A 24,792-nucleotide genomic window follows, 5' to 3' on the forward strand; every position below is an offset into this window, starting at 1 on the left:
TTTTTTATTTTGTCAAAAAGGAGTGAGGAAGATGGTGCGGCTGACTAAAAACTACAATACGACTCGAAATTCCCTCTATGAATCGCAGTTAAGTGGGGACATGCAGAGTATTGAAAACGCGTTAAACGATCATGAGTATAATTTAAAAAGCCATAGATTATCTAAAACCGCCCACAAGTCGGATCAGATCGACCACGGCGGTTTTACTGTTGCGAATCGTTTAGATAATTTAAATGCGCGGTTTGCTAATCTGATTGTGAATCACGACGGGAAAGATGTAAAAGAGGTCGTGGACGCAAGGGTGACAACTGACGGGAAAACTTCCCGAACATTGAAAGACCGGCTGGATTTAGAATTTAACCGGCTTGAGCAGAAAATAAAACGGACGGTAAATGTGGATGATTTCGGAGCTGTTCCGGACGGGAAAACCGACAGCACGGAGGCATTCAGAAAAGCACTAGGGGACGGCCGTGTTAGAGTTGTATTAAATTCAGGCATATATATTGTCAAAGGAATCAAGCTGCCATCTTGGACTTATCTGATCGGTCAGGGAAAAGGTGTTACAACCCTCAAGCTTCATGAAGACACACCCGCCAGCGAATGGGTCATCACAAACGCCGATTATAAAAACGGGAACCGAAATATTTTCGTGCAAGGGATGTCGCTTGATTGGAACCCGGACAGGCAGGGCGGCGTCGGGGCTACGGGCGGCCAACATTCAAGCTGTTTAACCTTTGCAAATGTACGGTTTGGATGGGTGAAGGATGTCGAGGCCATCAATGCGGGGCTTCATGGCATTGATATTACATCGCCGACATATGACCACCTGCCTGATACCGACTGGACAAAAGATGGTTCCAAATACATTTGGGTCGATAATTGTGTGGCGTATGGCGCAGGGGATGACGGCATTACCACGCATTACAGCGAATACGTTTTTATTTCAAATTCTCATTCGGTTGATCAGCGTGGTACGGCTCACCCTAAAGGGCAGTCAAACTCAAATGGTATTGAAGTTGATGACGGTTCAAAACATGTTTGGCTGATCAATAACTATACATCTGGTAATATCCGGGGCGTAGAAGTCAAAGCACATAAGGAATGGCCGGCATCCCAAAATGTTCATGTCATTGGCCATGTGTCCTTTCGTGATGTGCGCTGCTTTGATCTACGACATATCGGGCATCACAAAGCAGAGGATCCGGAAAGCACAACGGCCTACGATGTCACCCTTACGGATTGTACAGCAATCGAACCGATATTCAATGATATGTATGAAGGATTGACCCCGCGTGCGTTAGTGGTTTCAGCTTATAAAAACGTAGCTGTCAGCAACTTTACTGCAATAGGTGATCCTTCATATGACTATAAGGATAACCCGGTCATTGCCTTGCAGTATAGAAGCCGAAACATTTCCTTGAACAATATCACGATTAGGGGATTCAAAAAAGCGGGCTTTGATATTCGTCTATATGGCGGTCCGCAAAAAACGGATAATGTCAACCTGTCCAATTTTACTTTTTATAAGTCGGCCAAGCAGGGAATCGGAATCGGCGGCGGGGTGTACTCTGTGAATATCTCCAATGGAATCATGGAAGGAGAAGGCGGTACATACGGGATCACGTCACCAAATTCACAGGCGAACATTAATAATGTTCAGACATCCGGCTACTCCTACGCGGCCATGATTAAGGGGAACAAGTACAAATTTGTACCAACGAATTTCAAAGGAGGATTCCGAGGGGCGACGACTTCCGGGGCTCCTTTAGATCCAACAAGTGCGATTATCGCGGCTACGGGTGACAACATAGCAAAAGGTCCAAGGAATTTCATGGGTGGCGTTTCTGGCGGCTCCTCCACAGAGGGTTCAAGGCAAGCCATTATAGCGTCCAACAACTCGCACACAAAAGGGGACGGACCTGCAAGAGTGGTGATGGCTTCCCAGGCAGTTGTTAACGATGATAGTTATTCGGTAGGTGGTGGATACGGTAATGGTTCACCTTCGAAGGATAATCTTAAATGGAAAATCGGCTCCACAAACGGAAATATCCAAGGTGTTGGTCGTGTGGAAAGTGTGTCCGATTTCAAAGACCTTGCGGAATATTTTGAGTCTAAAGACGGCCGTAAAATTGAATCCGGTTATCTGGTGACCTTGGACGGGGGCAAGATCAGGAAAGCCGAAAAAGGGGACAAGGTATTGGGCGTTATTTCTGAGACGGCCGGGGTCGTTATGGGCGGTGCGGCATTCTATTGGAATGACCGGTATCTTCGGAATGAGTTCGGCGGCATGATCTACGAAACGATTATGGATGAGAGCGGCCGTAAACTCAAAATTCCAAAAGAAAATCCAAACTATAACCCTGACCTTGAATACATCCCGCGGGAAGAACGGGAAGAGTGGCATATTGTCGGGCTGATCGGCCAGGTATATGTCAGAATTGATGAGACTGTCCAGACAGGGGACAGCATCGTGCCTACAGGTGGCATTGGTACTAAATCAGAAGACGGCACAGGCTTTTACGTGATGCATATTAAACAGCCGTATTCTCTTCAAAAAGGCTATGGTATCGCCCAAGTCTTTATGTACCCACAGATGTAAGGAGGTTCAGCGATGATTTATAAACAGGGCGAAATTCCATTAGACATTAACGCGCGCAGATCAGCGCCCATTTCAACTAACATACAATTTTTCACCCAGGACACGGGCAGCGCAAAGCTGTCTTTTTCTTTTACAAAAGACGGCGTCCCGTTGCCTCTTTCGGCGGTAGATGCCAAAATAGTCCTTCTGTATGCGGATGACTCGTTTTATAAACGCAGCCTGATCCTGACGGACAAGGTAAACGGGAAAGCTGAATATGTCCTGTCTGATGAAGAATTGAAGCACTACGGCCAGGTAAAGGCCGAAGTCAAATTGTATTATACAAACGGTCAGGCGCTTGCGACGATATTTTTCACTTTCTCCATTGCGAAAACATTAGAAGATCAGAATATCGTACCGGTCGCAGAATATTACATTGATGATTTTGAATCCTTACGGGCTGGCATAAACAAAACTGTGGACGAAATTAGCCAAACTCTCGAAGAGATTAAAGCGAAGTTTGATGAATTTGAAAACATCGAAACGAAGGACGGCGCGCAGGAGAAGGCGAATGCCGCGCAGGAGAAGGCGGAGGCCTACACGGATCAACACGCAGCTAAAACGGACAATCCGCATAAGGTCACGAAATCCCAAGTCGGATTGGATAAAGTTGATAACATAAAGCAGTTAGCGAAATCCGATTTTGATTCGTTTTATTCGCGTTATCAAACAGAAAAAGACAAATGGAATGGCGGCCAGTTATTTAAGTTGACCGAAGACAACGGAAGCAGAAAACTAATTGCTGATGGCACTGACCTGTTAACTTTACCGTCTGGTCTTTATTATGGTGTCAGCAGCAAAATCATAAACTCTCCAGACCCGAATGCGGTCGAATGGTTTCATTACGATGTTTCAACTAATAATACACGCAAAACGATCGTGGTAACTGCGACGAACAATCCTAAAAGGTGGTTCGGAACAGTCCACACTGACGGGTCATTCAAAGGTTGGCAGAGATTTATAACTGATGCCGACTTATCCCCGACTTGGAATACCGTTACGCTCATAAATGGAGCGACACAGGATTCGGTGTATCCGTTTAAATTCTCGGTCAGCAACAACGTTCTTTGGTTGCGTGGCTCTTTCGGAATATTACCATCCGTCGGCACGTCAGTCGCAAAATTTACGAATAAGCCGACGCAGACAGTCGATCTCGTTGTACCTACGATAGGTTCTTACGGAACGGCTCGTTTTTCTTTAACGACTGACGGCGACTTGAAATACGACGGTATGTTGGCGAACGATGAAACAAAGGTAACGAGGGTGTCGTTTAATGAATCAATACCGTTATGGTAGAGGAGGGACGTATCATGCACGTTCTTTTTTACGATGAGAATTATAAATATGCTGGCGAAGATGATATCGAAATAAACATCGAAGAAGGCGAGAAGCTGCCGCCGAATGGTACGACCACCCCGATTCCCTCAGGATTATACGTTCCGAAGTATGATCCGGAAAAAGAGGAGTGGATCGAATCAGCAACTAAAGAGTATATAGAGAGCGTAACGCCGCCCGATCCGGAGCCGAACCCTACTGAACTGCTGAAAAAACAGAATGCTTTACTTTCCTTACAAATAGCGAAACTACAGGCAGATGTTTCAGCGCTGAAAGGCGGCGGGGCTTCATGAAGTATCCAACTTTCTCGGATATAAAACAGTTTTATGATTGGGGGTGTTACACAGATGAAGAAATGCGGGAATACGTAAGAATTAATTGGATCACTCCGGCTGAATATGAAGAAATAACAGGCCGGAGCTATGATAAGCCTGCCATCAGTGTGGACTTAGGCATGGCACACACCCTATAAGGGTGTTTTTATTTTGCCTCAAGGGAGGTGAAAATGATGTGAGGACAGGAGGATTTCAGGATATGCCACAAGCGAATGAGTATGATGTTTTGAAAAACGAGATCACAGAGGTCAAAGCGGATCAGAAAACACTTGAACAGCGCGTTAGCACGCTGGAAAGGACGTCTGACCGTCATGATCAGCAGATTATCTCTATCAATGAAAAGCTCAACAAGATTGAAGAAAACACAACATGGATCAAGCGCAGCATCACGGGCGCCATTATAACGGCGGTTTGTACGCTTGTGATCTCTGGAATTGCGGCGCTTTTCATTAATTTTATTCAAAAATAAGGAGGAAAACATATTATGAAAAACTTTGACAAAGGCACGGTGGTCCGCACGGTGCTTCTTTTTATTGCATTGGTAAACCAAACTTTGATCATGTTCGGAAAGGCAGCTTTACCGATCGATGAGGACCAGGTCAACACGCTGGCAGATGCTTTGTATTTGGCTGGCTCTACAGTGTTTACCATTGTCACGTCTGTTATCGCTTGGTATAAAAACAACTATGTGACAGGTAAAGGAAAGCTGCAAAAAGAGGTCTTGAAAAATAAAGGATTGACGAAATGAGGTTGCCGGCGGGCAGCCTTTTAACTTTTAAAAAGGAGGATTTTTTATGGGAATCAAAGGTATTGACGTATCACATTGGCAAGGGGATATCAATTGGAAGAAAGTTGCGGGGGATGGGATTGATTTTGCCTTTATTAAAGCAACAGAAGGGACAACCCTGAAGGACAAGAAATTTGAAAAGAACGTTTCAGGCGCAAACGCCGCGGGGATTAAAACGGGAGCTTACCACTTTGCGCGATTCGGGTCAAAGTCAGAGGCATTGGCAGAAGCCAAGTTCTTTCTGTCAACTGTGAAAAAGGTTAGTCTCTCATATCCGCTTGTACTTGATCTTGAAGTGAATCAGAGGAATGTCAGCAAATCAATTTTAACAGATGCAGCAGTTGCCTTCTTACGAGAGATTGAAAAAGCGGGCTACTTCGCCATGATTTACAGCGGCAAGTCTTTCCTTGAAAACAGTCTTGATGAAACTAAACTGAAGCCGTTTGCGTTATGGGTTGCCCGTTACAGCAGCAAACTTGGCCGGGATGCAGATATCTGGCAGTATTCTGATTGTGGAAAGGTAGCTGGCATATCTGGCAATGTTGATATGAACATTTGTTATAGGGACGGATTACGTGCAAAGGCAGCTGTAACAAAAGAAAAAGCCGCTGAAGTAAAACCTATTTCAAATGAAAAGTCAGTTAAATCGGATACGGTTTACACAGTCAAAAAAGGGGATACGCTTTCGGAAATCGCACAGAAATACAACACGACCGTCAAAGCTCTCCAAAGTTTGAACAACATAAAAGACCCTAATAAGATTTATGTTGGCCAGAAGTTAAAGATCAGCGGGAGTGCTTCAAAAACATCAAACAAAAAGCAGTATTACACAATCAAATCCGGTGACACTTTATCCGGAATCTCTAAAAGATTCAATACATCAGTTAAGACGCTGCAGAATTGGAATGGCATCAAGAATGCAAACAAAATATATGCTGGACAAAAGATTCGTGTAAGATAAAAATCACCGTTAAATTAATCAAAAAGGCCCTCTGTGAAGGGCCTTTATATCAAATACTTTCAATATAAACGTCTGAATTTGTTTTTAAACCTTTCTCAAGAGCGCTTTTTAAAATGTTTATAAAATCTTCTCCATCGCTCGTAACAAAGTAATTAGATAGGTCGGTAATCTCCTCACTTATATTATCTCCCCAAGGCGGTCTTTTGCTAATGTCCTCGATATCCCATACAACCTGTGAAGGGCTATAATTCTTCAATCGCTCTTTAATATCCTCTAACTCTTCAAGAGCTTTGCCAATGTTTTCACTTTCAAGTTTTCCTTGATAAAGATCATTTAGCAAAAAAGGATATTTTGATCCCCAACCGTTTTCTTCTAAATGATAGCTTACTGTTGAAAAAAATGAATGTAAGAAGTCGCCATGGCCGACCTGATACCAATAATATTTAACTTTAAATCCTACAGCCATCGTGCTTCACCCCAAATTAGTTTTAAATTTAATATCTGCTCTTCCATTGGTTTTTTTCATGATTCTATCATACAGGTCATCCATTATCTCTTCAGAAACCGACTGGCCCCTAATATCTATGATTACAGTTTGTTTTGTATTACTTGGCAAATCAGTCAAGCGTTTTTCAACTTGTTTTGAAACATTGTTCACTAGTCTACTTCTTCCACTTGGTGTAGTTATTTTGTAATTTTTCACCTCTATGCTATGGCCTTTTTTATAAAAATCCGGTCGAGAGCTTCCCTTTTTTCCATATGGGACTTCTTTGCCGTCTATAAATGACTTTTGAGCACTGTAATCAGGATAGTCCTTTCCTACATCAACTTCTGATTGTCGCCAAGTCGGCCTTTTGGGGACATCCGGCTTTTTAACATTTAACTTTGTGTTAATTCCACGCAAACCAAATGCTCCAATCATGGATAAAGCTCGGTCAAAGCTATCTTGTCTTTGCTCATCCGAAATCTTATTCCCGAACATATCCCGGCCGGTAATTGTTTCGCTGAACCCGTTGGCCGCGGCTAGACCGTATAGACCCTTTTCAGAGTTTTTCAAAGCCTGGAATGTTTTCGGCGTTCTATAGGCAGTCAGGGCTTTATCAACTGTTGTGACCGCCTTCTCGGCTTTGTACATGCTGTATGCGCCTTTGATCCCTTTAGCACCTTTCCCGAACCACCCGACAACCGGGATGTATCCGGCGGCACCCATCGCTCCCGCAGCAACCCGTTGCCCATATGTCAGCTTCTCACCTGTGACGGGGTCGACTCCTTCAGAAGCTCTCTTGTAATCATAATAACCAGTGATTTCGCCCACAAATGTGCTGCCGGCATCAAGCATTTTTTCATACCATGGCCGGTTTGCAAGCTCTTCCTGTTTCCTGGCAAGCTCTTCTTGCTCTTTTGCAATCCGGCGGGCTTCAGCCTGGTCTTTTTTAAACTGGATATAGTTCTCAGCATTTTTATGTACGTCGTCTTTCAGTTGATAGGCTTCGCTGGCCCGGTAAGCTTTGGCATCATAGTGAATCGGAGAAGCACTTTTCCCTTTTCCAGTTGCACCGATTAGAGCGGTATAATCAGCGGTAACCATCTGCTGGTTGATTTCAGATGCGGCGTATTCCTCTTTGAGAGCGGCGTCCAGATCATCGACAGCTTTGATCGTGTCTTTGCGCTCATCGTTTGCATCATTGAGGTGTTGTTTGAATGTGTCAGTTGAAAAGACTTCTAAAGGCAGTATATCATGGATGTCTTGTAATATAGCCTTCATGTCTTTTTTCTGCTGGGAAACCATTGCCTTAGAATTTTTATAAGCATTGGCAAGCTGGTTCTCAAGAAACACCATGTCGACAAACGTGTCTCCGGAAAGGTTGGCATCTTCCACAGTTGCAGAAACGGCGTTGAGAAACTGAATCTGCATATCAATTAGATCGACCCAGTCGTCCACGATACCTGCCTGATCTCTGTAAAAAGCTTTGATGTTGTCCGCGCCTTTTCCCTCAAAATCATCGCCCAAATCAGCCATCCCTTGAAACGCCTTTTTCAGGTTGACAAACTGTTCTCTGGTGCTTTGGTATTCCTTGGACCGTTTCTCCATAGCGGCTATTAAAGTTTTTGACTCATAGATTTTCATTCATCAAACCCTTCCTAAAGTCTTAGTCAGTAACGAGTTTACCACTATACGGAAAATGATTGGTGAATAAATCCTGTTTATCCATGAAAATGAATCATTTGTTTTAGGTTATCAGACCTATTTAATCGAGTGTTTTTTGAGAAAAGGAGGACATTTTTTCACCAAAACTATAGACCTAAGTCTACACACGTGGTATAATGAAGACATAAGGAGGTGAAGAAATGCTGGACAACATGATAAAAGTCCTTCAAATTCTCTTCTATGTTGCATCAATCGCGTGGATTGCCCAACAATCACATGATGCAAAGAAGAATAATAAGAAGGACTGAGCAAATGGGGAGGCGAGTGGTCGCTCGCTCCCTAATATAATTATAACCAGTCTAGCATATAATATGAAGAGAAGACAAACATTCATTTTTTCCATGATTTTATTAAGCGCGGCAGCTATTGGACTGCGCGAATTATGGACAAGCACTTTCACGACAGTCATTATGGCCATTGTGTTGGGGGTGACCGTCCTAACGATTATAAAGGACATAAGGAGAAGGTAAACATGGAATATCATTTGAAAAGTCGCCAGGATGTTGAGGGCTTTATAAAAAATGAAGTCCTCGGCGCCCCAGAGGCTCAAGAAATTTTAAACGTGAATAAGCAGCGGCTGAGTAAGCTGATTAGTGATGGGCGGATTAAGCCGATTAAAAAAATTGGACAGGTTAACCTGCTTTTACGCACTGATGTTTTACAGCTGAAGCAGGAGCTTGAAGCCGGCAGGAAGAAATACCGGCCGTATCATGAGAGCAAAAAAATTAAATGAAATCAGCGCAAATCGTGATTATTTATTGTAATATAAGGTAAAATAAGATACTATAAGGAAACAATGAGTTGTATTTATCGATGAGCGCTATTATTAAGTTAGGAGGTGTATTTATATGCCCCGAGACATTCTCTTTATAGCCTCGGCAATTAAACATTTTTACGAGTTAGTATATGATGTAACAGAAGAAGAAAATGATTTAAGTGAAATGAAAATGCATAAACTTTTGTACTTTGCACAAAAACAACATTATGCAAATTTCGGTGAATGGCTTTTTAACGAAGATTTTGAAGGATGGGTTCATGGGCCTGTTAATCGAGAAGTCAGAAGATCATTTACACTTTTGCCTCCATTTAAGGATGAGTTAACGCCAGAAGAGGAGTATACCATTAGAGAAGTTGTTTACGATTATGGCAAATATTCTGCTGGGGTATTAAGAAACCTAAGTCATCAAGATCAAGCATATAAAAATTCGCGAAAAGGATTAAGTGAATTTGAAGCTGGCAATACACTTGTTCAAAAAAGTGACATGATATTCGACATCGAAACAAATGATTTTGATTCATTAAGTTGCGAGGTAGAATAATGGGGAATCCAGAAGAGAAAATCGGTAAGGTTTGTACATCCTTAGAAAAATATTTTGATGCCAGGGCGGGGAAAGTTAGAGTTAAACGCCGCCCTGTTTTGATTATAGGTCATGAAGATGATTATGAATCTCCTACAAACATAGACTTTGAGATTTTGCCTATTTCAACAATGAAAAAAATGAAGCCTCACGAGAAATATGACATTCCGTTAGAGGCTGACTTATATAAGAATGTAGGACTTAACGAAAAATCATACATAAGGGCTCATAAAACCACGTGGAATCACATAAAACATATGGGAATTGAAAAGCCAATTGGCGATTTAAAAGATGTAGATAATGAGATTTTTAGAAAAGCAGTACTTCTAAATGAAACATGGGTGACAAGTAGGACTAATAAAGAACTAAACCCAGAAGAAAATTCAGAGGATTAAAAAGTTCACATAACAGTGAGCTTTTTTATTTTGCCTCAATCCCAACAACATCCTCAAAATTAATGAGATTGGTGTCTCCTTTAGAATCCACGACATGGAAAGTTTTCTTCAGCTGGTTTATGTAATGGATATGCCCCTCTATTTGAATGATCTCCCCGGTGTCTGCTCCATTCAAAAACGGCAGCGGCTTAAATACAGAGAACTGTACCGGGGTATTATACTCCATTGCCTCACATATGACCCGTTCCATATCTTCTATTTGGGCCATGTCGAGCACTGGCCTTTTCACTCTATTGTGGTTGCTTTCTAACTCTCGAAGCAAACTGACATGCTCCGGCAGCATCATTGCTGTCCATTTAATCGTTCCTCGATCTCTCAAGTTGTCATCTTTCATGGTGTTCATCTCCTTTGAGATGATTATAAGGGAACATTTGTTCTGTTTTCAACAAGAAAAATAACCCATCCTTTCGAATGGGCTCATAATTTAATTTAAGAGTTGAGAAACATTTCTTGCACTGGTCACCATTTTTTCACCAGATCTTTTATAAGAGAATTTTGCTAAAGTTTCGTCTTCATCTATATAAGGTGCTTTCCAAAATACAGAAAGTTCGCTAACGCTTGTGTCTTCCTCAGCAAGACGAGCAGCCAAATCCTCACTATATAGTTCAATTATCTTTTTTGTTGTTGCTGGTGAATTTTTAAGATCAAATGATAAGTGAACTAGCGTAATGTATTGATCTTTTTTATCATGCCCCAAATTTTGATTGACTTCAATGTCTTCAATAGAAACGTTCTTTAAATGTTTATCGACCAAATCTTCAATTATATTTCTTGTATCGCTTGTCTCATTCTCAGTAGATGAATGATTTAATTCGGATTGATTATTTTTAGTAATTAACCCATATTCACTTTTGAAACTTAACTCACCAGCAACAAAATAAAGAGATACTTCTGCATCATTTTCTAAGCCGCCCTCTCCGTCGAAATCATAAAATTTTGATGAGGAATGACCAACTTTTTCTACAGATTTCGCTTTTCCACCAACAATTTTTTTGACTTCATCATAAGTCATTCCTTCTTTTATTTTTTTATACTCTTCTGGAGTAATGGTGGCAACCGGTTCATTTTTGTGCTTTAGAAAAAAATTATTAATTAGTGATATTGAAAGTAAAATAATAATACAAAAAAGAGCCAGCCGAAGTCCAGCTTTTCTTGTTTGAACTGGGATTAGCATTAATACACCTATAAGTGCTCCTATAAGCATAAAAGCAGCAAATATTGAAATAAATAAAGCCATAATAAACCCCCTCTTGTTTTAAAACGCACATTTACATTTTAAAACAAATGAGGGGGATTTTCTATATAGATTACTTGAACAGCTTGCCCAATATTTTGCCGGCTGCTTTACCAGCGGCACGTCGAGCTATACGCTTTCCGATCGTTCCATTTTTCACCGCGTTGACATCTCCCAAAATCTTGGCCGACTTGTATAAAAATGATCTTATTTTGTTGATACTCATTTTTTCCTCGTCCCTTTTTTCTTTTTATTATAACTTATGTGGATGATCTCATGGTCTGTTAGATCACCCGCTTAAACACCCACAAAAGTTAATAAAGTTAAAAAAATTAGTATATGTCTATTGTAGATTGGAACGTACCGCCTCCGACCCAGATGGCTGAGATTTGGCCAAGCGCGGTAAGAACGGCAGGATTTCCGTCAACAGCCTCAGCAAACATTCTCGCTGCAGAGCCGGCGAGCGAGATCCCGGAAAAACCAGAGCCGTCCAGCCCTGTTACTGCCCCGGCAAACGTTAGAGCGATCGCTGCGATTTCTTTAGACAATGGTACGGAATGGGCGAAAGACAAACCGAGATCATGAACGATCCTGTTCGAGAAGCCGGGGATATCGGCCGTCAACACTTTTTCAAAACCCGCGTCTCCAAGATAAAAAAATGCGGCAATCGGAATGACGGGGGAAAAAACTTTAAACCCAAATTGGAAACCGTGAGTGAAATATTCGGTGATTTTCTCAAGGCATTGGTGCTTGTGGACGATAAAGTGGATGAGGATGAGGACGAAAACTGCCGTTCCTCCGACTAATGCGGTCGCTTCATCACCTTGAAGATCCAGCATCAGCATCAAGGCGATATCACTAAGAAAAAACATCGGGATGAGGATGGCGAGCAGTTTCTTTAAAGGTTGTGAAAGCCGCCATTCCGCTTCTTTTTTCATGGATTCTGAGCTTTTGTTGGCAAACGGACTTATATTTTGACGCTTTCTTGCCTTTTCAAACATGAGAAAGGCTGTCATTGTTGTCACAATTCCCATTATAGCGACAAGCGGGATGCTGGCTTTCATCACTTCTGTGACAGGCACTCCGGCCGCGTCGCCCGTCAATTTTGGCGCTGCCTGAATCACGAAATCTCCGGACAGGGCAAACCCGTGGCCAAAGAGATTCATCGCCGCAGCTGTGGCCATCGGCGATAATCCGGCTTTAAGAGCCGCCGGCAGCAGAACAGCGCCAATAAGCGCGACAGCGGGAGAAGGCCAAAAAAAAGATGAGATGATAAACATCAAAATTCCAGTGATCCAGTAGGCCAGAACAGGCCCTTTGATCATTTTGGAAACGGGGGTCATCATCGTTTCGTTGACGCCTGTTTTCGTTAAGAGTTCGCTCATGGACACGATGAAGCAAATGATAAAAATAGTCGGAAGAAGTTCCGTGCAAGCGTAGATCAAACTGTTAAAAACACCGATGACAGAAGCGCTTAATGAGTGGGTGGCACATAAAGAAACGAAAAAAATTCCGGCAAGCGAAATAAAGGTTGTGTCAAGGCGGAAAAGCATGAAGACGAGGATGGCTGCGATAAAGCCCACATACACGAAATGAATGGACGTTAATTCAAACCCCAATTTTTCATCCCCCCGTGATGATGACCTCTTACAGCTTATTCATGGGCCGGCAGAGTGTGAGGGGCGTCATTTCCTCGGAAATAAAAAAACTGCCTTCGCATTGAGGCAGTTATTCGACTGAATGATAGGAAGAAATATAGGACGGACGGGAAAAAATCGTGCCGCCTTTGTTGATTCCTGTGGAAGAATGCTGTTTGTTGTGGGCTTCGCTGAAGGATTTTGAGTTTTTCCAATCCTGAAATGCCTGCTCTGACTCCCAAAGGGTTAATACGATATACGTATCGCTTTCTTTCGGCCGCAGCACCCTGAGCGCCTTGAATCCAGGCTGTTTTTCTATTTTGCCTGCCCTGTTTTTAAAACGGGTTTCAAACAGGGATCTTCCTTCTTCTGTGACAGGAATATTGTTGAGGACGGCAAAGCCCGGCTGCTCCAATGAGCCGGATTGATCGATGATGTCGTAGCTGTGAGGTGCCTGAAAGACGCTTTTTCCGTCTGTCTCGTGGAAAAGGATCGCGGAGTCCTGCCCTTTCATAAAGAGCATTTTTTCAAGTTCATGCTGTTGGGCGATCTTTTTTAAAAAATCGACCGTTCCGTATGTAATATAAAAATTCATTTTTTCTCACCCCTTTTTTGTTAGTATAACAAAAGGGCAGTTTAAAATTCTATCGGTGATACGCACGAAAAGTCAAAACATAATTTGAAGAAAAAATTCCCATACTAGCTATAGAAAGGAATGAGGTGAATAGATGAAAAAGAGATTTTTCATTCCGATCATCATTGCAGCGACGATTGTCCTTTTATCTTTACTAGCATATATTACGATTTTATTTCTCGGTGACTATGTGATTGATGAGAAAAAATTGATTTTCAATGCTTCTTCAAAGATCGTTGATCAAAACGGGGAAGAAATCGCAAGCCTGTATTCTGAAAACCGGAGGCCCGTCTCAATCGATGAAGTGCCGGATGATGTCAAAAATGCGTTCATTGCCGTTGAAGACAGGCGTTTCTATGAACATCACGGCATCGATTTAAAATCGGTAAGCCGGGCTGTATATCGAGATATTTTAGCCGGAGGCAAAGTCGAAGGGGGGAGCACGATTACCCAGCAGCTTGCTAAAAACATTTTTTTGACTCATGACAAAACATTTTTAAGAAAAACAAAAGAAGTCATCATCGCGATTAATTTGGAGCGGGACTACAGTAAAGACAAGCTGCTGGAAATGTACCTGAACCAGCTGTACTTCGGACACGGCGTCTATGGGATTCAGGCAGCCGCCAATTATTTTTTTAATAAAGATGTAAAGGATTTAACAGTCAGCGAAGGAGCTGTTCTCGCGTCGCTTCCAAAAGCGCCGACAACCTATTCCCCCATCCTTCATCCGGACAAAAGCAGAGAGCGGCGCAACGTCATACTCGGCATGATGAATGAACAGGGGTATATCAGCTCAAAAGAAACGGTCAGGGCGCAAGGAAGCACACTGGGGCTGCATGTCAAAGAAAAATCGAAAAACCCTTGGCTTGACAGCTATATCGACCTTGTCATAAAAGAGGCGGATGATCGATATTCGATTTCAAGCGACCAGCTTCTGCGAGGCGGTTACACGATCAGCGTTCCGCTTGATGTATCCATGCAAAAAGCGGCCTACATCCTGATGAAAGAGGATGGCTATTTTCCGGGGACGGACCATCATGCCGAAGGAAGCGCCGTGTTTATCGATAACAAGACAGGCGGTGTGATCGCCGCGGTCGGCGGAAGGAATTACGTTTCAAAAGGGTACAACAGGGCGACGGCTGCCCGCCAGCCGGGGTCGACGTTTAAACCCCTTGCCGTTTACGGCCCGGCCCTTGAAGAAAAGCTGTTCAAACCTTATTCCCTCCTAGAGGATAAACAGCTTTCCTATGGCGGCTATTCGCCAAAGAATTATGATGGACAGTATCAAGGAAAAGTATCGATGGTCGATGCGTTGACGTACAGCAAAAATGCGCCCGCCGTATGGACATTGAATGAGGTCGGCGTTGAGACAGTCAAGCCGTATGTAAGCCGATTAGGGATGAACATACCAGACGAAGGACTCGCTCTGGCGCTGGGCGGACTGAAAAAAGGAGTGTCCCCCCTTCAATTGGCGGGGGCCTATCGGACATTCCCCAACTCGGGGGAATATGACGAGCCGTACTTTATCAATAAAATTGCCGATGAAAACGGGAATGTTTTATACAGGCATAAGGAAATTCCTGAAAAGGTGTTCAGCAAGCAGACGTCCTGGTATATGACGAGGATGCTTCAAGAGGTTGTAAGAAGCGGAACGGCAAAATCCGGCGAATTTTCCGGAGAAATTGCCGGAAAAACCGGTTCCACAACGTTTACCGGAATAGAGGGCGGTACAAAAGACGCGTGGTTTGCCGGCTATACCCCCGATGTGACCGGAGCGGTCTGGATGGGCTACGATAAAACAGATGCAAAGCACTATTTAAAAGGAGGAAGTTCGTACCCGACAAGACTCTATAAAGATATTTTACGGCGTTCCAATCAAAAGCCGAATACATTTGAGAAGCCCGAGGGGGTCAAAGATCTGGACAGTCCGATCCATCTGGAAGACCTGGAAAGCGCAGAGGCCGGCTATTCCTTCACGCCAATGGGACTGATCACGGTGACATTAAAATGGCATGAGCAAGAGGATAAAAGAGCTGAATACCGAATATATGAAAGGAAAAACGGAAAAGAGAAGCTAATCGATACCGTCAAAGGGAAAGGAAGCTACGAAATCCCGTATTCCAATATATTTTCGGACGCAGCCTACAGGATTGTTCCGTATAACCCGCAGACAAAGGCGGAAGGAAAAGGAACGGATTTTATTGAGCCGAAAGTATTCCCTTCAGATCATTAGCAACTCGAAATTCATCAATTTTTTGAACAATAAGTCTCATGAGTATACCGATTCTTAAAAAAACGGTATATTTGAAGGAGTAATTTTGCGAACGTATGGTTGCAGTTTGAAAGGTGGAAATCATTGTGAAAAACGACAAGGCTTTTAATGACACATTTTTAAAAGCGTGCCGCGGAGAAAAAAGCCCTCATGTACCGGTCTGGTACATGAGGCAGGCGGGAAGGTCGCAGGCGGAATACAGGGCGCTGAAAGAGAAATACGGATTGTTTGAAATTACGCATCAGCCTGAACTGTGCGCTTATGTGACCAGGCTGCCTGTGGAACAGTACGGGGTGGATGCGGCGATTCTTTATAAGGATATTATGACACCGCTTCCGGGAATTGGCGTAAATGTTGAAATTCAAAACGGAATCGGGCCTGTCATCGACAACCCGATCACCTCTGCCGCCGACGTTGACAAGCTGGGTGAACTTGAGCCTGAAGAGCATATTCCATATGTGCTTAAAACGATTAAGCTCTTGACAGAGGAGCAGCTGAATGTTCCGCTGATCGGCTTTACCGGAGCTCCGTTCACATTGGCGAGCTATATGATAGAAGGCGGACCGTCAAAAAACTACCATAAAACGAAAGCGTTTATGTACAGCCAGCCTGAAGCGTGGAGCCGGCTGATGAAAAAGCTTGGCGACATGGCGGCCGTTTATGTGAAGGCGCAAATCAGAGCCGGTGCAAAAGCCATCCAGGTGTTTGATTCATGGGTCGGTGCCCTCAGCGCCGATGATTACCGCCGCTATATCAAGCCGACAATGGACGCCCTGTTTAAAGAGCTGAAAAAAGAAGGCGTTCCGCTGATCATGTTTGGGGTGGGCGCGGGCCATCTCGCCCGCGACTGGCATGATCTTCAGCTTGATGTCGTTGGACTGGACTGGCGGATGAGCATAAAGGAAGCGCGGGAAAACGGCTTGTCCAAAACGCTTCAGGGGAATCTCGATCCATCGATATTGCTTGCCCCTTGGGAGGTTATCGAGGAAAGGGCAAAAGAAATCCTTGACCAGGGAATGCAGACGGACCGGTTTATTTTTAATCTCGGACACGGCATCTTTCCAGAGGTCAGCCCTGATGCACTGAAAAAATTGACGGCATTTGTTCATGAGTATTCCGCCTCAAAACAATCGAGCATGATTCCATGAGCATTTCAGTTGGTCTTTTCAATATAAACTGTCAAAATACGTATAGATCAAGATCTTTAAAGAGGTGTTCATGTTGGGTAAAAAGAAAATGGGGCTTCTTGTGATGGCGTACGGAACGCCGTACAAGGAAGAGGATATTGAACGGTATTACACGCACATCAGAAGAGGCAGAAAGCCTGATCCGGACATGCTCCAGGATTTAAAAGACCGCTATCAAGCGATCGGCGGAATATCCCCGCTCGCGAGAATTACCGAGGAGCAGACGAAGCAGCTGGAAAAGCGCTTAAATGAAATACAGGATGACGTCATCTTTAAAGCTTATATCGGATTGAAGCATATTGAACCTTTTATTGAGGACGCCGTTCAAGAGATGCACAAAGACGGTATAACAGAGGCCGTCAGTCTCGTACTGGCGCCGCACTTCTCAACGTTCAGCGTCCAGTCGTATAACAAACGGGCGAAAACCGAGGCCGAAAAACTGGGCGGCTTGACGATTACATCTATCAACAGCTGGTATGATGAGCCCGGGTTCATTGAATATTGGGCGGATCAGATCAAAAAAACCTACGCAGGCATGCCGTCGGAAGAACGGGAAAATGCCGTGCTGATCGTTTCGGCGCACAGCCTTCCGGAAAAGATTGTCGACATGGGGGATCCGTATCCGGAGCAGCTTAAAGAATCCGCAAAATTGATCGCCGAAAAAGCGGGCGTAAAAGAGTATGCGGTCGGCTGGCAAAGCGAAGGAAACACTCCGGATCCCTGGCTTGGACCTGACGTCCAGGATTTGACGAGGGACTTATCAGAGCAAAAAGGCTACAAAGCCTTTGTCTACGCTCCTGTCGGATTTGTAGCCGATCATCTGGAAGTCCTGTACGATAATGATTATGAATGCAAAGTCGTAACAGATGATATCGGAGCAAGCTATTACAGGCCGGAAATGCCGAATGCGAAGCCGCAGTTTATCGATGCTTTGGCATCCGTTGTCTTAAAAGGATTGGAGAAAGAACAGTAAAGAAGGCGATTTTATATGAGTGGAGAACGTAAGCAGATTGTCATTATCGGCGGCGGTATTACCGGATTGGCCGCCGCCTTCTACCTGGAGAAAGAAATCAAAAAGAACGATCTCCCCGCTGAAGTGACGCTTGTCGAAGCCAGTCCGAGATTAGGCGGAAAGATCCAGACCGTTCATAAAGACGGCTATATCGTTGAAAGAGGCCCAGACTCATTTCTGGAACGAAAACAGAGCGCTCCTCAGCTCGTCAAGGATCTTGGTTTAGAGCATTTGCTTGTAAATAATGCGACAGGCCAGTCTTATGTTCTCGTTAATGAAACGCTCTATCCGATTCCTGAAGGGGCCGTCATGGGTGTTCCAACTAAAATCGGACCTTTTTTGACGACAGGGCTGTTTTCCCTGCAGGGGAAACTGAGGGCAGGGATGGATTTGGTGCTGCCGGCCAGCAAGCCTCAGGAGGACCAGTCGCTTGGAGAGTTTTTCAGAAGGCGCGTCGGCGGCGAAGTGGTTGAGAACCTGATTGAACCTCTCCTTTCAGGGATTTATGCCGGGGACATCGACCGCCTCAGCCTGATGTCGACATTCCCGCAGTTTTACCAAACCGAACAGAAGCACAGAAGCCTGATTATCGGCATGAAGAAATCTGGCGGCAAAAACCGGCAAAAGCCGGCCGCAAAAAAGAAAGGCCAGTTTCAGACGCTGAAAACCGGTTTGCAGACGATAGTGGAAGAATTGGAAAAACAGCTTGAACTGACGAAAATCTATAAGGGAACAAAGGTCGTCAACATTGAACGCGGCGGCCAGGGTTACAGCCTGAAGCTTGACAACGGCGTCATTCTTCAAGCGGATTCCGCCGTCGTCACGGCTCCGCATAAAGCGATTGCCGCGATGTTTCCAAATGAGGATTGGCTTAAAGGTTTGCGGGAGATGGTATCAACCTCTGTCGCAAATGTGGCGCTCGGTTTTCCAGAGGAAGCTGTGCAAATGGAACACCAAGGCACAGGCTTCGTGATCTCGAGAAACAGCGATTTCTCCATTACCGCCTGCACATGGACAAACAAAAAATGGCCAAATACAACGCCGAAAGGCAAGGTTCTGTTAAGGGCGTATGTCGGAAAAGCCGGTGATGAATCTGTGGTCGACCAGTCCGACAATGAAATGGTCAGGATTGTGCTTGAGGATTTAAAGCGGATTATGAAAATCGAAGGCGAACCGGAAATGACCTGCATTACGAGATGGAATGAAGCCATGCCGCAATATCACGTCGGCCATAAAAACAGAATCAAACAAATACGAGAGGGCATCGGGACGTCATATCCCGGCATTTTTGTCACAGGCGCTTCTTTTGAAGGCGTCGGCATCCCGGATTGCATTGACCAGGGCAAACAAGCCGTGGCAGATGTAATCGCCCATTTATTTGAATAACAGACTAGAAAGAGCAAAAGCTGTCCGGATAATATCCGGCGGCTTTTTTATTTTGCTTACTTTTAAACCGCTGCATCATGAGAGGCCGTTTTTTGGAAAAAATACATTTTAATTAATTGCATTTTAAAAATGGATGTGTTACATTACTTTTTGTACTTATTGACCAAAATGTTCAAATAGTCATTTTTGGAGTGAGGAACTATGACCATTGACCGGAAAGCGCTCATCATAGAAGCTGCCACAAAATCATTTACTCAATTCGGATACAAAGCAACGACAATGGATCTTGTGGCAAAGTTGGCAAATGTCGGAAAAGGGACGATTTACACCTTTTTCAAAAACAAGGAAGAATTATTTAGCGAAATCATTTCGTCGCTGCTGATTGAAATGAAGCAAACGGCTGACAATGCGATCGATCCTGATCTGCCGTTTCACGAAAATGCGCATCGCGCGTTGATTGCCATCTTGGAGTACAGAAAAAAACACCAGCTGACCATCAAAATTTTTCAGGAGGGAGCGGAGCTTGGCACGCCTGTCGCACGGGATATGACTGAAAATCTCGAGCGCATGGTCATCAATTACATTAAGAAAAAAATTAAAGAAGCGATTAAAAATGGCGATATAAAACCGTGTGATCCAGAACTGAACGCATTTGTCATTTTCAAGCTGTATATTGCGCTCATCTTTGATTGGGAGAAACACCATGAACCACTAGAGAAAGAAGAAATAGCGGAAATGCTGAAAATGTATATTGTGAAAGGATTGTCCCATTAGATCATCGTGGGGGTGCGGCCGAACAGAGAAAGCGGTCATTAATTAGGAGGCGTTATCAACAATGAGTATACTACGAAACCAGTGGAGAGAACTGATAACAAACAAAAAGCTGCTGATATCCGTAATCGGGGTTCTCTTTATTCCGCTGATTTACAGCAGCGTATTTTTGGCGGCATACTGGGACCCCTACGGACATGTCGATCAGCTCCCCGTAGCTGTCGTCAATACTGATAAAGGGACGACATATGAAGGCAAAGACCTTCATATCGGGGATGATCTTGTCAAAGAGCTGAAGAAGAATAAAAAGTTTGACTGGCATTTTACAACGAAGGAAAACGCGTTAAGAGGCTTGAAAAATGAAGAATACTATATGGTTGTAGAAATTCCTGAGAACTTTTCCAAAGACGCCAGCACGGTCATGGATAAAAAACCGAAAAAGCTGAATCTGATCTATCATACCAATGCCGGACGTAATTATGTCGGCGCACAAATCAGCGATAAGGCGATTGAGCAGCTTCAGCATTCTGTCGGTTCGGAAATCAGCGAACAATACGCGGAAGTGATTTTTGATAACTTCGGGAAAATCGCAAAAGGGCTTGGCGAAGCCAGCGCAGGAGCAGAAAAGCTGAATAACAGCTTAAAGGATGCGAAAAAGGGAAGCAAAACCCTGAAAGAAAACCTTGAAAAATTGGCAAAAAGCCAAATTGAATTCAATAAAACGGGAATGGATCCGTTCGGCACAGCATTCAATACGTTAAATCAAAAAATTCATGAGCTTGATTCAGCACTCGGACAATTCCAGGAAAAAAGCGGCCAGATGTACAACGGAGCCAAACAGCTGCAAGAAGGCATGCCGAAGATCGTGTCAGGTTTGGAGCAATTGAATGAAAAGGCTCAAACCGTGAAGCAGTTTGAAAACGCGATTTCACCAGAAAAAATCGCCCAGCTTGAAAGCGCCCTTTCACATGCGGAGAAGGCAAAAAAAGAAATCGGCCGGATTTCGGATGACATATCCAAGCTTGAAAACGCCTTGAAAAATCAAAACGGCCAAGTGAAGCAGATCATTGAATCAAGCGATTTTCTCACAGAAGAACAAAAAGCGGCGCTGTTAAAACAGGTCGAACAAAAGACGGGAAGCATCAAGCTCCCTGAACTGGACCGTCTGAAAGCCCAAATTCCAGACGGAAGCGAGCTTCCCGACCTGTCAGACATCAAACAGAAGCTTAACGAACTAAAACAGCTTCCCGGCGCGGTGAATAAGCTTTACACAGGATCGCAAAAAATTCAAGAGGGACTCAACAGTCTGACAAACGGACTCGGAGCGTATAACGAAAAATTCGCTGAAGCGAGAAACGGCTCTTCAAAAATTTCTGAGGGCAGTCAGACATTGACAGAGAAGTTCGGACAGCTCCAGGATGCGTCAGGAAAGCTTCAAGATGCTGCTTCCAAGCTGGCGGAAGGGGCAACAACGCTTGATGAAGGCCTCGGCAAGATCTCTAAAGGCAGCGGCGAGCTGTCAAACAAGCTTTCTGACGCAGCTGATCAGACGGGCGATATTCAAGCAGGCGAACAGAACTACAATATGTTCTCCGATCCTGTCGATGTGAAAGGCGATAAAATCAATCAGGTCTCAAACTACGGAACGGGGCTAACTCCGTACATTTTATCGCTCGGATTATTCGTCGGCGCCTTAATGATCACTGTTGTGTTTGATGTCAAAGAGCCGTCAGGCCGTCCTGAATCTGCGTTTGGATGGTTCCTCAGCAAATTCAGCGTGCTGCTTCCGGTCGGAATTTTACAGGCTGTGATCGCATGCACGGTCATTCTCTTGGGCATCGGCCTTGAGGTGCAAAGCATCTGGAGATTCTATCTGTTCAGCATCATTATGAGCATTACATGCCTTGCGATCATTCAGTTCCTGGCGGCATCGATGGGAAATCCAGGGCGTTTCATCGCCGTCATCCTGCTTGTCCTTCAGCTTGGGGGAAGCGGAGGAACGTTCCCATTGGCGCTTGTACCTAAATTCTTCCAGCTTATCCATGCCGCTCTGCCGATGACTTACAGCATCGCAGGCTACAGAGCGATTATTTCAAGCGGAGATTATGATTATATGTGGAAACAAGCGGCGGTGCTCGGCGGAATGGCTATCGTCATGATGGCTTTGACAATCATTTATTTTTGGTGGCTGCTCAGAAAAGAAAAAATGGAGGAACAGCCCGCATAATTCAAAAACACCTTTTCGATAAGAAAAGGTGTTTTTTTTCGTAAATAGCCGATTCCTGCCGGGTGCATTGCCGAAATAACAGCTGCATATTCTTGCCGGACGGCCAACCGGGCAGAAGCGGATAGGAGTTGCAGTCAAACGGATGCGCCCCATTTTACAAGCATCCCCGTATATGTAAAACCTCCGCCAAAGCCGTAAAGGAGCACGGTATCTCCTTCTTTGAGCTTTTTGTTTTTAACGGCCAGATCAAGCGCGAGAACGATCGAAGCTGATGATGTATTGCCGAACCATTCAACGCTTGTCAGAGCTTTTTCAAGCGGAATTCCAGCTTTTTCGCAAATCGATTCGATCATTCTCAGGTTGGCGCTGTGAGGGACGAACCAATCAATGTCTCCGAGATCCATTTTCGCTTGTTCCAGCAGCTTTTTGATGCCTTCCGGGATCGATCTGGCCGCCCATTTGTATACCTCTCGCCCGTTTTGAACCATTTTTCCCGCGCCCAGCAGCTTTTCTCCCTTCAAATCGCTCCTTAAGCCGGTTCTGTACAAATGACGGGCTCCATCTCCTTTTGTACCCTGTACGAACGTAATAAACCCGGGTGCTTTTTCCTCACGTTCGATAAGCAGTGCGCCTGCCCCGTCTCCAAACAATACGCAAGATGAGCGGTCTGTATAATCGGTTACTTTGGACAATGTCTCTCCGGCAACTACAAGAATTTTGCGGTGCAATCCCGAGGTGATCAGTCCGTTTGCGATATGGAGGCCGTAAGTTAATCCGGCACATGTCGCATTGACATCGACCGCCCCGGTATCGGACCATCCGAAGTGTTCCTGGATTTGGCATGCCGTGCTAGGAAACGCATAGTCGGCTGTCGTCGTAGAGACGATGATCATATCGACATCATCAAGTGTGCCGTGATATCTGTTTTTTAAATCTTCTACAGCCCTGATACAAAGATCAGATGTGAATTCCCATTCAGATGCCAGCCGCCTTTCTTTCATGCCCGTCCGCTGAACGATCCATTCATCAGAGGTATCAACGATTTTTTCCAAGTCTTCGTTTGTCAGCCGTTTTTCGGGAACATAAGCTCCGATAGCTGAAATGCGTGCTTTTGATAAAGTTTCCATGATGCTCACTCTCCTTTTTTATATTATAACACCAAGTATTAGTATCTGGTGCTAATTTTTTTCTCAAGGATCCTGAGTGAGGTATACTATATAATAAAGAAATAGGAGGGGATGCACATGGCATCTATTCATGAAACGATGCAGCTGATTAAAGAGCTTGTCTCAATTCCGAGCCCGACCGGAAATACATACCAGATCATAGACTATATTCATCAGCTTCTGAAAGAACAGGGAATTGAAACAAAGATCAATCACAAAGGAGGACTGATTGCTACAATACCGGGGCGCGACGAGTCGAGGCACAGGCTGTTGACTGCTCATGTGGACACTCTGGGTGCGATGGTGAAAGAAATCAAAGCGGACGGAAGGCTGAAAATCGATGTAATCGGCGGCTTCCGCTATAACTCGATCGAAGGTGAATATTGCCGGATTGAAACATCATCGGGAAAAAGCTATACCGGGACGATTTTAATGCATCAAACCTCAGTTCATGTTTATAAAGACGCGGGAAAAGCAGAACGGAGCCAGAACAATATGGAGGTGCGCATTGATGAACCGGTTCGTAGTGAAAAAGACACCCGGGCGCTCGGCATTGATGTCGGCGATTTTATATCTTTTGATCCCCGGGTTGAAATAACCCCGAGCGGCTTTATCAAATCGCGCCATCTCGATGATAAGGCAAGCGTCGCCCTATTACTGCAGCTGATCAGACAGATTAAAAGAGAAGGAATCAGCCTGCCGTATACCACCCATTTTTTAATTTCCAATAACGAAGAAATCGGATATGGCGGCAACTCCAATATTCCGCCTGAGACAGTTGAATATCTGGCTGTTGACATGGGCGCGATCGGCGATGGTCAATCGACTGACGAATATTCGGTATCGATTTGTGCGAAAGATTCAAGCGGACCGTATCATTACGGCTTCAGAAAGCGGCTGGTCGAGCTTTGTGAAAAGCATGGGATCGAATATAAGCTTGATATTTATCCATACTACGGATCTGATGCTTCAGCGGCAATCAAAGCGGGACATGACATCATCCATGGATTAATCGGTCCGGGAATAGATGCTTCACACGCATTTGAAAGAACACATCAAACATCCTTGGAGCATACGGCACAGCTTTTGTACCGCTATATCCAGTCTGACATGGTATAAAACCCGGTCCTTTAATAAAAAATCCCGAAAGGACGTTTTGATCCTTTCGGGGAAAGAAATACGGAAGTC

Annotated in this window: 24 protein-coding genes and 1 pseudogene; 17 read left to right on the forward strand and 8 right to left on the reverse strand. The window is 44.3% G+C overall.

The features are described from left to right. The first annotated feature begins 31 nt into the window (after positions 1-31). The 7 genes from R5H20_RS05970 (at position 32) to R5H20_RS06000 (ending at position 6,056) form a co-directional block, all read left to right on the forward strand. Positions 32-2,599: a peptidase G2 autoproteolytic cleavage domain-containing protein gene (locus tag R5H20_RS05970; RefSeq protein ID WP_224254482.1), complete on the forward strand. Its 2,568-nt coding sequence runs from the start codon at positions 32-34 to the stop codon at positions 2,597-2,599. A gap of 12 nt (positions 2,600-2,611) precedes the next feature. Further along, positions 2,612-3,934, forward strand: a complete 1,323-nt coding sequence (locus R5H20_RS05975) for a phage baseplate upper protein (RefSeq protein ID WP_224254483.1) — start codon at positions 2,612-2,614, stop codon at positions 3,932-3,934. Positions 3,935-3,948: 14 nt separating this feature from the next. Next, on the forward strand, positions 3,949-4,266 hold the full coding sequence (locus R5H20_RS05980; protein WP_224254484.1) for a hypothetical protein: 318 nt from the start codon (positions 3,949-3,951) through the stop codon (positions 4,264-4,266). Further along, positions 4,263-4,445 (forward strand): XkdX family protein, encoded by a 183-nt coding sequence (locus R5H20_RS05985; RefSeq protein ID WP_048407282.1) that lies wholly within the window; start codon positions 4,263-4,265, stop codon positions 4,443-4,445. The genes R5H20_RS05980 and R5H20_RS05985 overlap by 4 nt, the downstream gene beginning before the upstream one ends. Positions 4,446-4,507: 62 nt before the next feature. After that, positions 4,508-4,777: a hemolysin XhlA family protein gene (locus R5H20_RS05990; protein ID WP_048407283.1), complete on the forward strand. Its 270-nt coding sequence runs from the start codon at positions 4,508-4,510 to the stop codon at positions 4,775-4,777. A gap of 15 nt (positions 4,778-4,792) precedes the next feature. Next, positions 4,793-5,056, forward strand: a complete 264-nt coding sequence (locus tag R5H20_RS05995; RefSeq protein ID WP_088272702.1) for a phage holin — start codon at positions 4,793-4,795, stop codon at positions 5,054-5,056. A gap of 46 nt (positions 5,057-5,102) precedes the next feature. Continuing rightward, positions 5,103-6,056 (forward strand): glycoside hydrolase family 25 protein, encoded by a 954-nt coding sequence (locus R5H20_RS06000; RefSeq protein WP_088272703.1) that lies wholly within the window; start codon positions 5,103-5,105, stop codon positions 6,054-6,056. Between the two features lie 49 nt (positions 6,057-6,105). Here R5H20_RS06000 and R5H20_RS06005 read toward each other — a convergent pair whose 3' ends face one another. Beyond that, a complete protein-coding gene (locus R5H20_RS06005) occupies positions 6,106-6,522 on the reverse strand; it encodes an immunity 70 family protein (RefSeq protein WP_088272704.1) in 417 nt (138 codons plus the stop codon). A 6-nt stretch (positions 6,523-6,528) separates the two neighbouring features. After that, a complete protein-coding gene (locus tag R5H20_RS06010) occupies positions 6,529-8,184 on the reverse strand; it encodes a ribonuclease YeeF family protein (protein WP_088272705.1) in 1,656 nt (551 codons plus the stop codon). A 553-nt stretch (positions 8,185-8,737) separates the two neighbouring features. Between R5H20_RS06010 and R5H20_RS06015 the strand changes: the two genes are divergently transcribed. From R5H20_RS06015 to R5H20_RS06025, 3 genes are all read left to right on the forward strand, one after another. After that, positions 8,738-8,998, forward strand: coding sequence for a helix-turn-helix domain-containing protein (locus R5H20_RS06015; RefSeq protein ID WP_088272706.1), 261 nt, complete (start codon positions 8,738-8,740; stop codon positions 8,996-8,998). A 115-nt stretch (positions 8,999-9,113) separates the two neighbouring features. Continuing rightward, complete coding sequence (locus tag R5H20_RS06020) at positions 9,114-9,584, forward strand: Panacea domain-containing protein (protein ID WP_088272707.1); 471 nt, start codon at positions 9,114-9,116, stop codon at positions 9,582-9,584. Continuing rightward, positions 9,584-10,018 carry a hypothetical protein gene (locus R5H20_RS06025; protein WP_088272708.1) on the forward strand — a complete coding sequence of 145 codons (435 nt, stop codon included), beginning with the start codon at positions 9,584-9,586 and terminating at the stop codon, positions 10,016-10,018. The genes R5H20_RS06020 and R5H20_RS06025 overlap by 1 nt, the downstream gene beginning before the upstream one ends. 25 nt (positions 10,019-10,043) lie before the next feature. On the opposite strand, the gene R5H20_RS06030 is transcribed toward R5H20_RS06025, so the two are convergent. The 5 genes and pseudogenes from R5H20_RS06030 to R5H20_RS06050 form a co-directional block, all read right to left on the reverse strand. Further along, positions 10,044-10,412 (reverse strand): YolD-like family protein, encoded by a 369-nt coding sequence (locus R5H20_RS06030; RefSeq protein WP_182423286.1) that lies wholly within the window; start codon positions 10,410-10,412, stop codon positions 10,044-10,046. 90 nt (positions 10,413-10,502) lie between these two features. Then, positions 10,503-11,315 (reverse strand): hypothetical protein, encoded by an 813-nt coding sequence (locus R5H20_RS06035; protein WP_017474571.1) that lies wholly within the window; start codon positions 11,313-11,315, stop codon positions 10,503-10,505. Between the two features lie 70 nt (positions 11,316-11,385). After that, the gene (locus R5H20_RS06040) at positions 11,386-11,538 is read right to left on the reverse strand and encodes a hypothetical protein (RefSeq protein WP_224254485.1); all 153 of its coding nucleotides are present in this window, start codon (positions 11,536-11,538) and stop codon (positions 11,386-11,388) included. Between the two features lie 133 nt (positions 11,539-11,671). Continuing rightward, positions 11,672-12,931: pseudogene (locus R5H20_RS06045) on the reverse strand (hypothetical protein); the annotation flags it as partial. A 109-nt stretch (positions 12,932-13,040) separates the two neighbouring features. Further along, entirely contained in the window at positions 13,041-13,544 is a 504-nt protein-coding gene (locus tag R5H20_RS06050; RefSeq protein ID WP_006636697.1) for an antibiotic biosynthesis monooxygenase family protein, read from the reverse strand. Between the two features lie 133 nt (positions 13,545-13,677). On the opposite strand from R5H20_RS06050, the gene R5H20_RS06055 reads away from it, so the two are divergent. The 6 genes from R5H20_RS06055 (at position 13,678) to R5H20_RS06080 (ending at position 22,438) form a co-directional block, all read left to right on the forward strand. Continuing rightward, positions 13,678-15,816: a transglycosylase domain-containing protein gene (locus tag R5H20_RS06055; RefSeq protein ID WP_006636698.1), complete on the forward strand. Its 2,139-nt coding sequence runs from the start codon at positions 13,678-13,680 to the stop codon at positions 15,814-15,816. 125 nt (positions 15,817-15,941) lie between these two features. Then, positions 15,942-17,003, forward strand: coding sequence for a uroporphyrinogen decarboxylase (hemE, locus tag R5H20_RS06060; protein WP_006636699.1), 1,062 nt, complete (start codon positions 15,942-15,944; stop codon positions 17,001-17,003). Positions 17,004-17,076: 73 nt separating this feature from the next. Then, positions 17,077-18,015 carry a ferrochelatase gene (gene hemH / locus R5H20_RS06065; RefSeq protein ID WP_006636700.1) on the forward strand — a complete coding sequence of 313 codons (939 nt, stop codon included), beginning with the start codon at positions 17,077-17,079 and terminating at the stop codon, positions 18,013-18,015. Positions 18,016-18,030: 15 nt separating this feature from the next. Beyond that, on the forward strand, positions 18,031-19,440 hold the full coding sequence (gene hemY / locus R5H20_RS06070; protein ID WP_006636701.1) for a protoporphyrinogen oxidase: 1,410 nt from the start codon (positions 18,031-18,033) through the stop codon (positions 19,438-19,440). Positions 19,441-19,641: 201 nt separating this feature from the next. Beyond that, positions 19,642-20,214, forward strand: a complete 573-nt coding sequence (locus R5H20_RS06075) for a TetR/AcrR family transcriptional regulator (RefSeq protein WP_006636702.1) — start codon at positions 19,642-19,644, stop codon at positions 20,212-20,214. A 61-nt stretch (positions 20,215-20,275) separates the two neighbouring features. Beyond that, positions 20,276-22,438: a YhgE/Pip domain-containing protein gene (locus R5H20_RS06080; protein ID WP_006636703.1), complete on the forward strand. Its 2,163-nt coding sequence runs from the start codon at positions 20,276-20,278 to the stop codon at positions 22,436-22,438. A 134-nt stretch (positions 22,439-22,572) separates the two neighbouring features. On the opposite strand, the gene R5H20_RS06085 is transcribed toward R5H20_RS06080, so the two are convergent. Then, a complete protein-coding gene (locus R5H20_RS06085; RefSeq protein ID WP_006636704.1) occupies positions 22,573-23,565 on the reverse strand; it encodes a ketoacyl-ACP synthase III in 993 nt (330 codons plus the stop codon). 117 nt (positions 23,566-23,682) lie between these two features. Here R5H20_RS06085 and R5H20_RS06090 point away from each other — a divergent pair, with 117 nt between their 5' ends. Next, on the forward strand, positions 23,683-24,723 hold the full coding sequence (locus R5H20_RS06090) for a M42 family metallopeptidase (RefSeq protein WP_006636705.1): 1,041 nt from the start codon (positions 23,683-23,685) through the stop codon (positions 24,721-24,723). The last annotated feature ends 69 nt before the right edge of the window (positions 24,724-24,792 follow it).

This window comes from Bacillus sp. KICET-3 (assembly GCF_033261025.1).
Taxonomy (GTDB): domain Bacteria; phylum Bacillota; class Bacilli; order Bacillales; family Bacillaceae; genus Bacillus; species Bacillus sonorensis.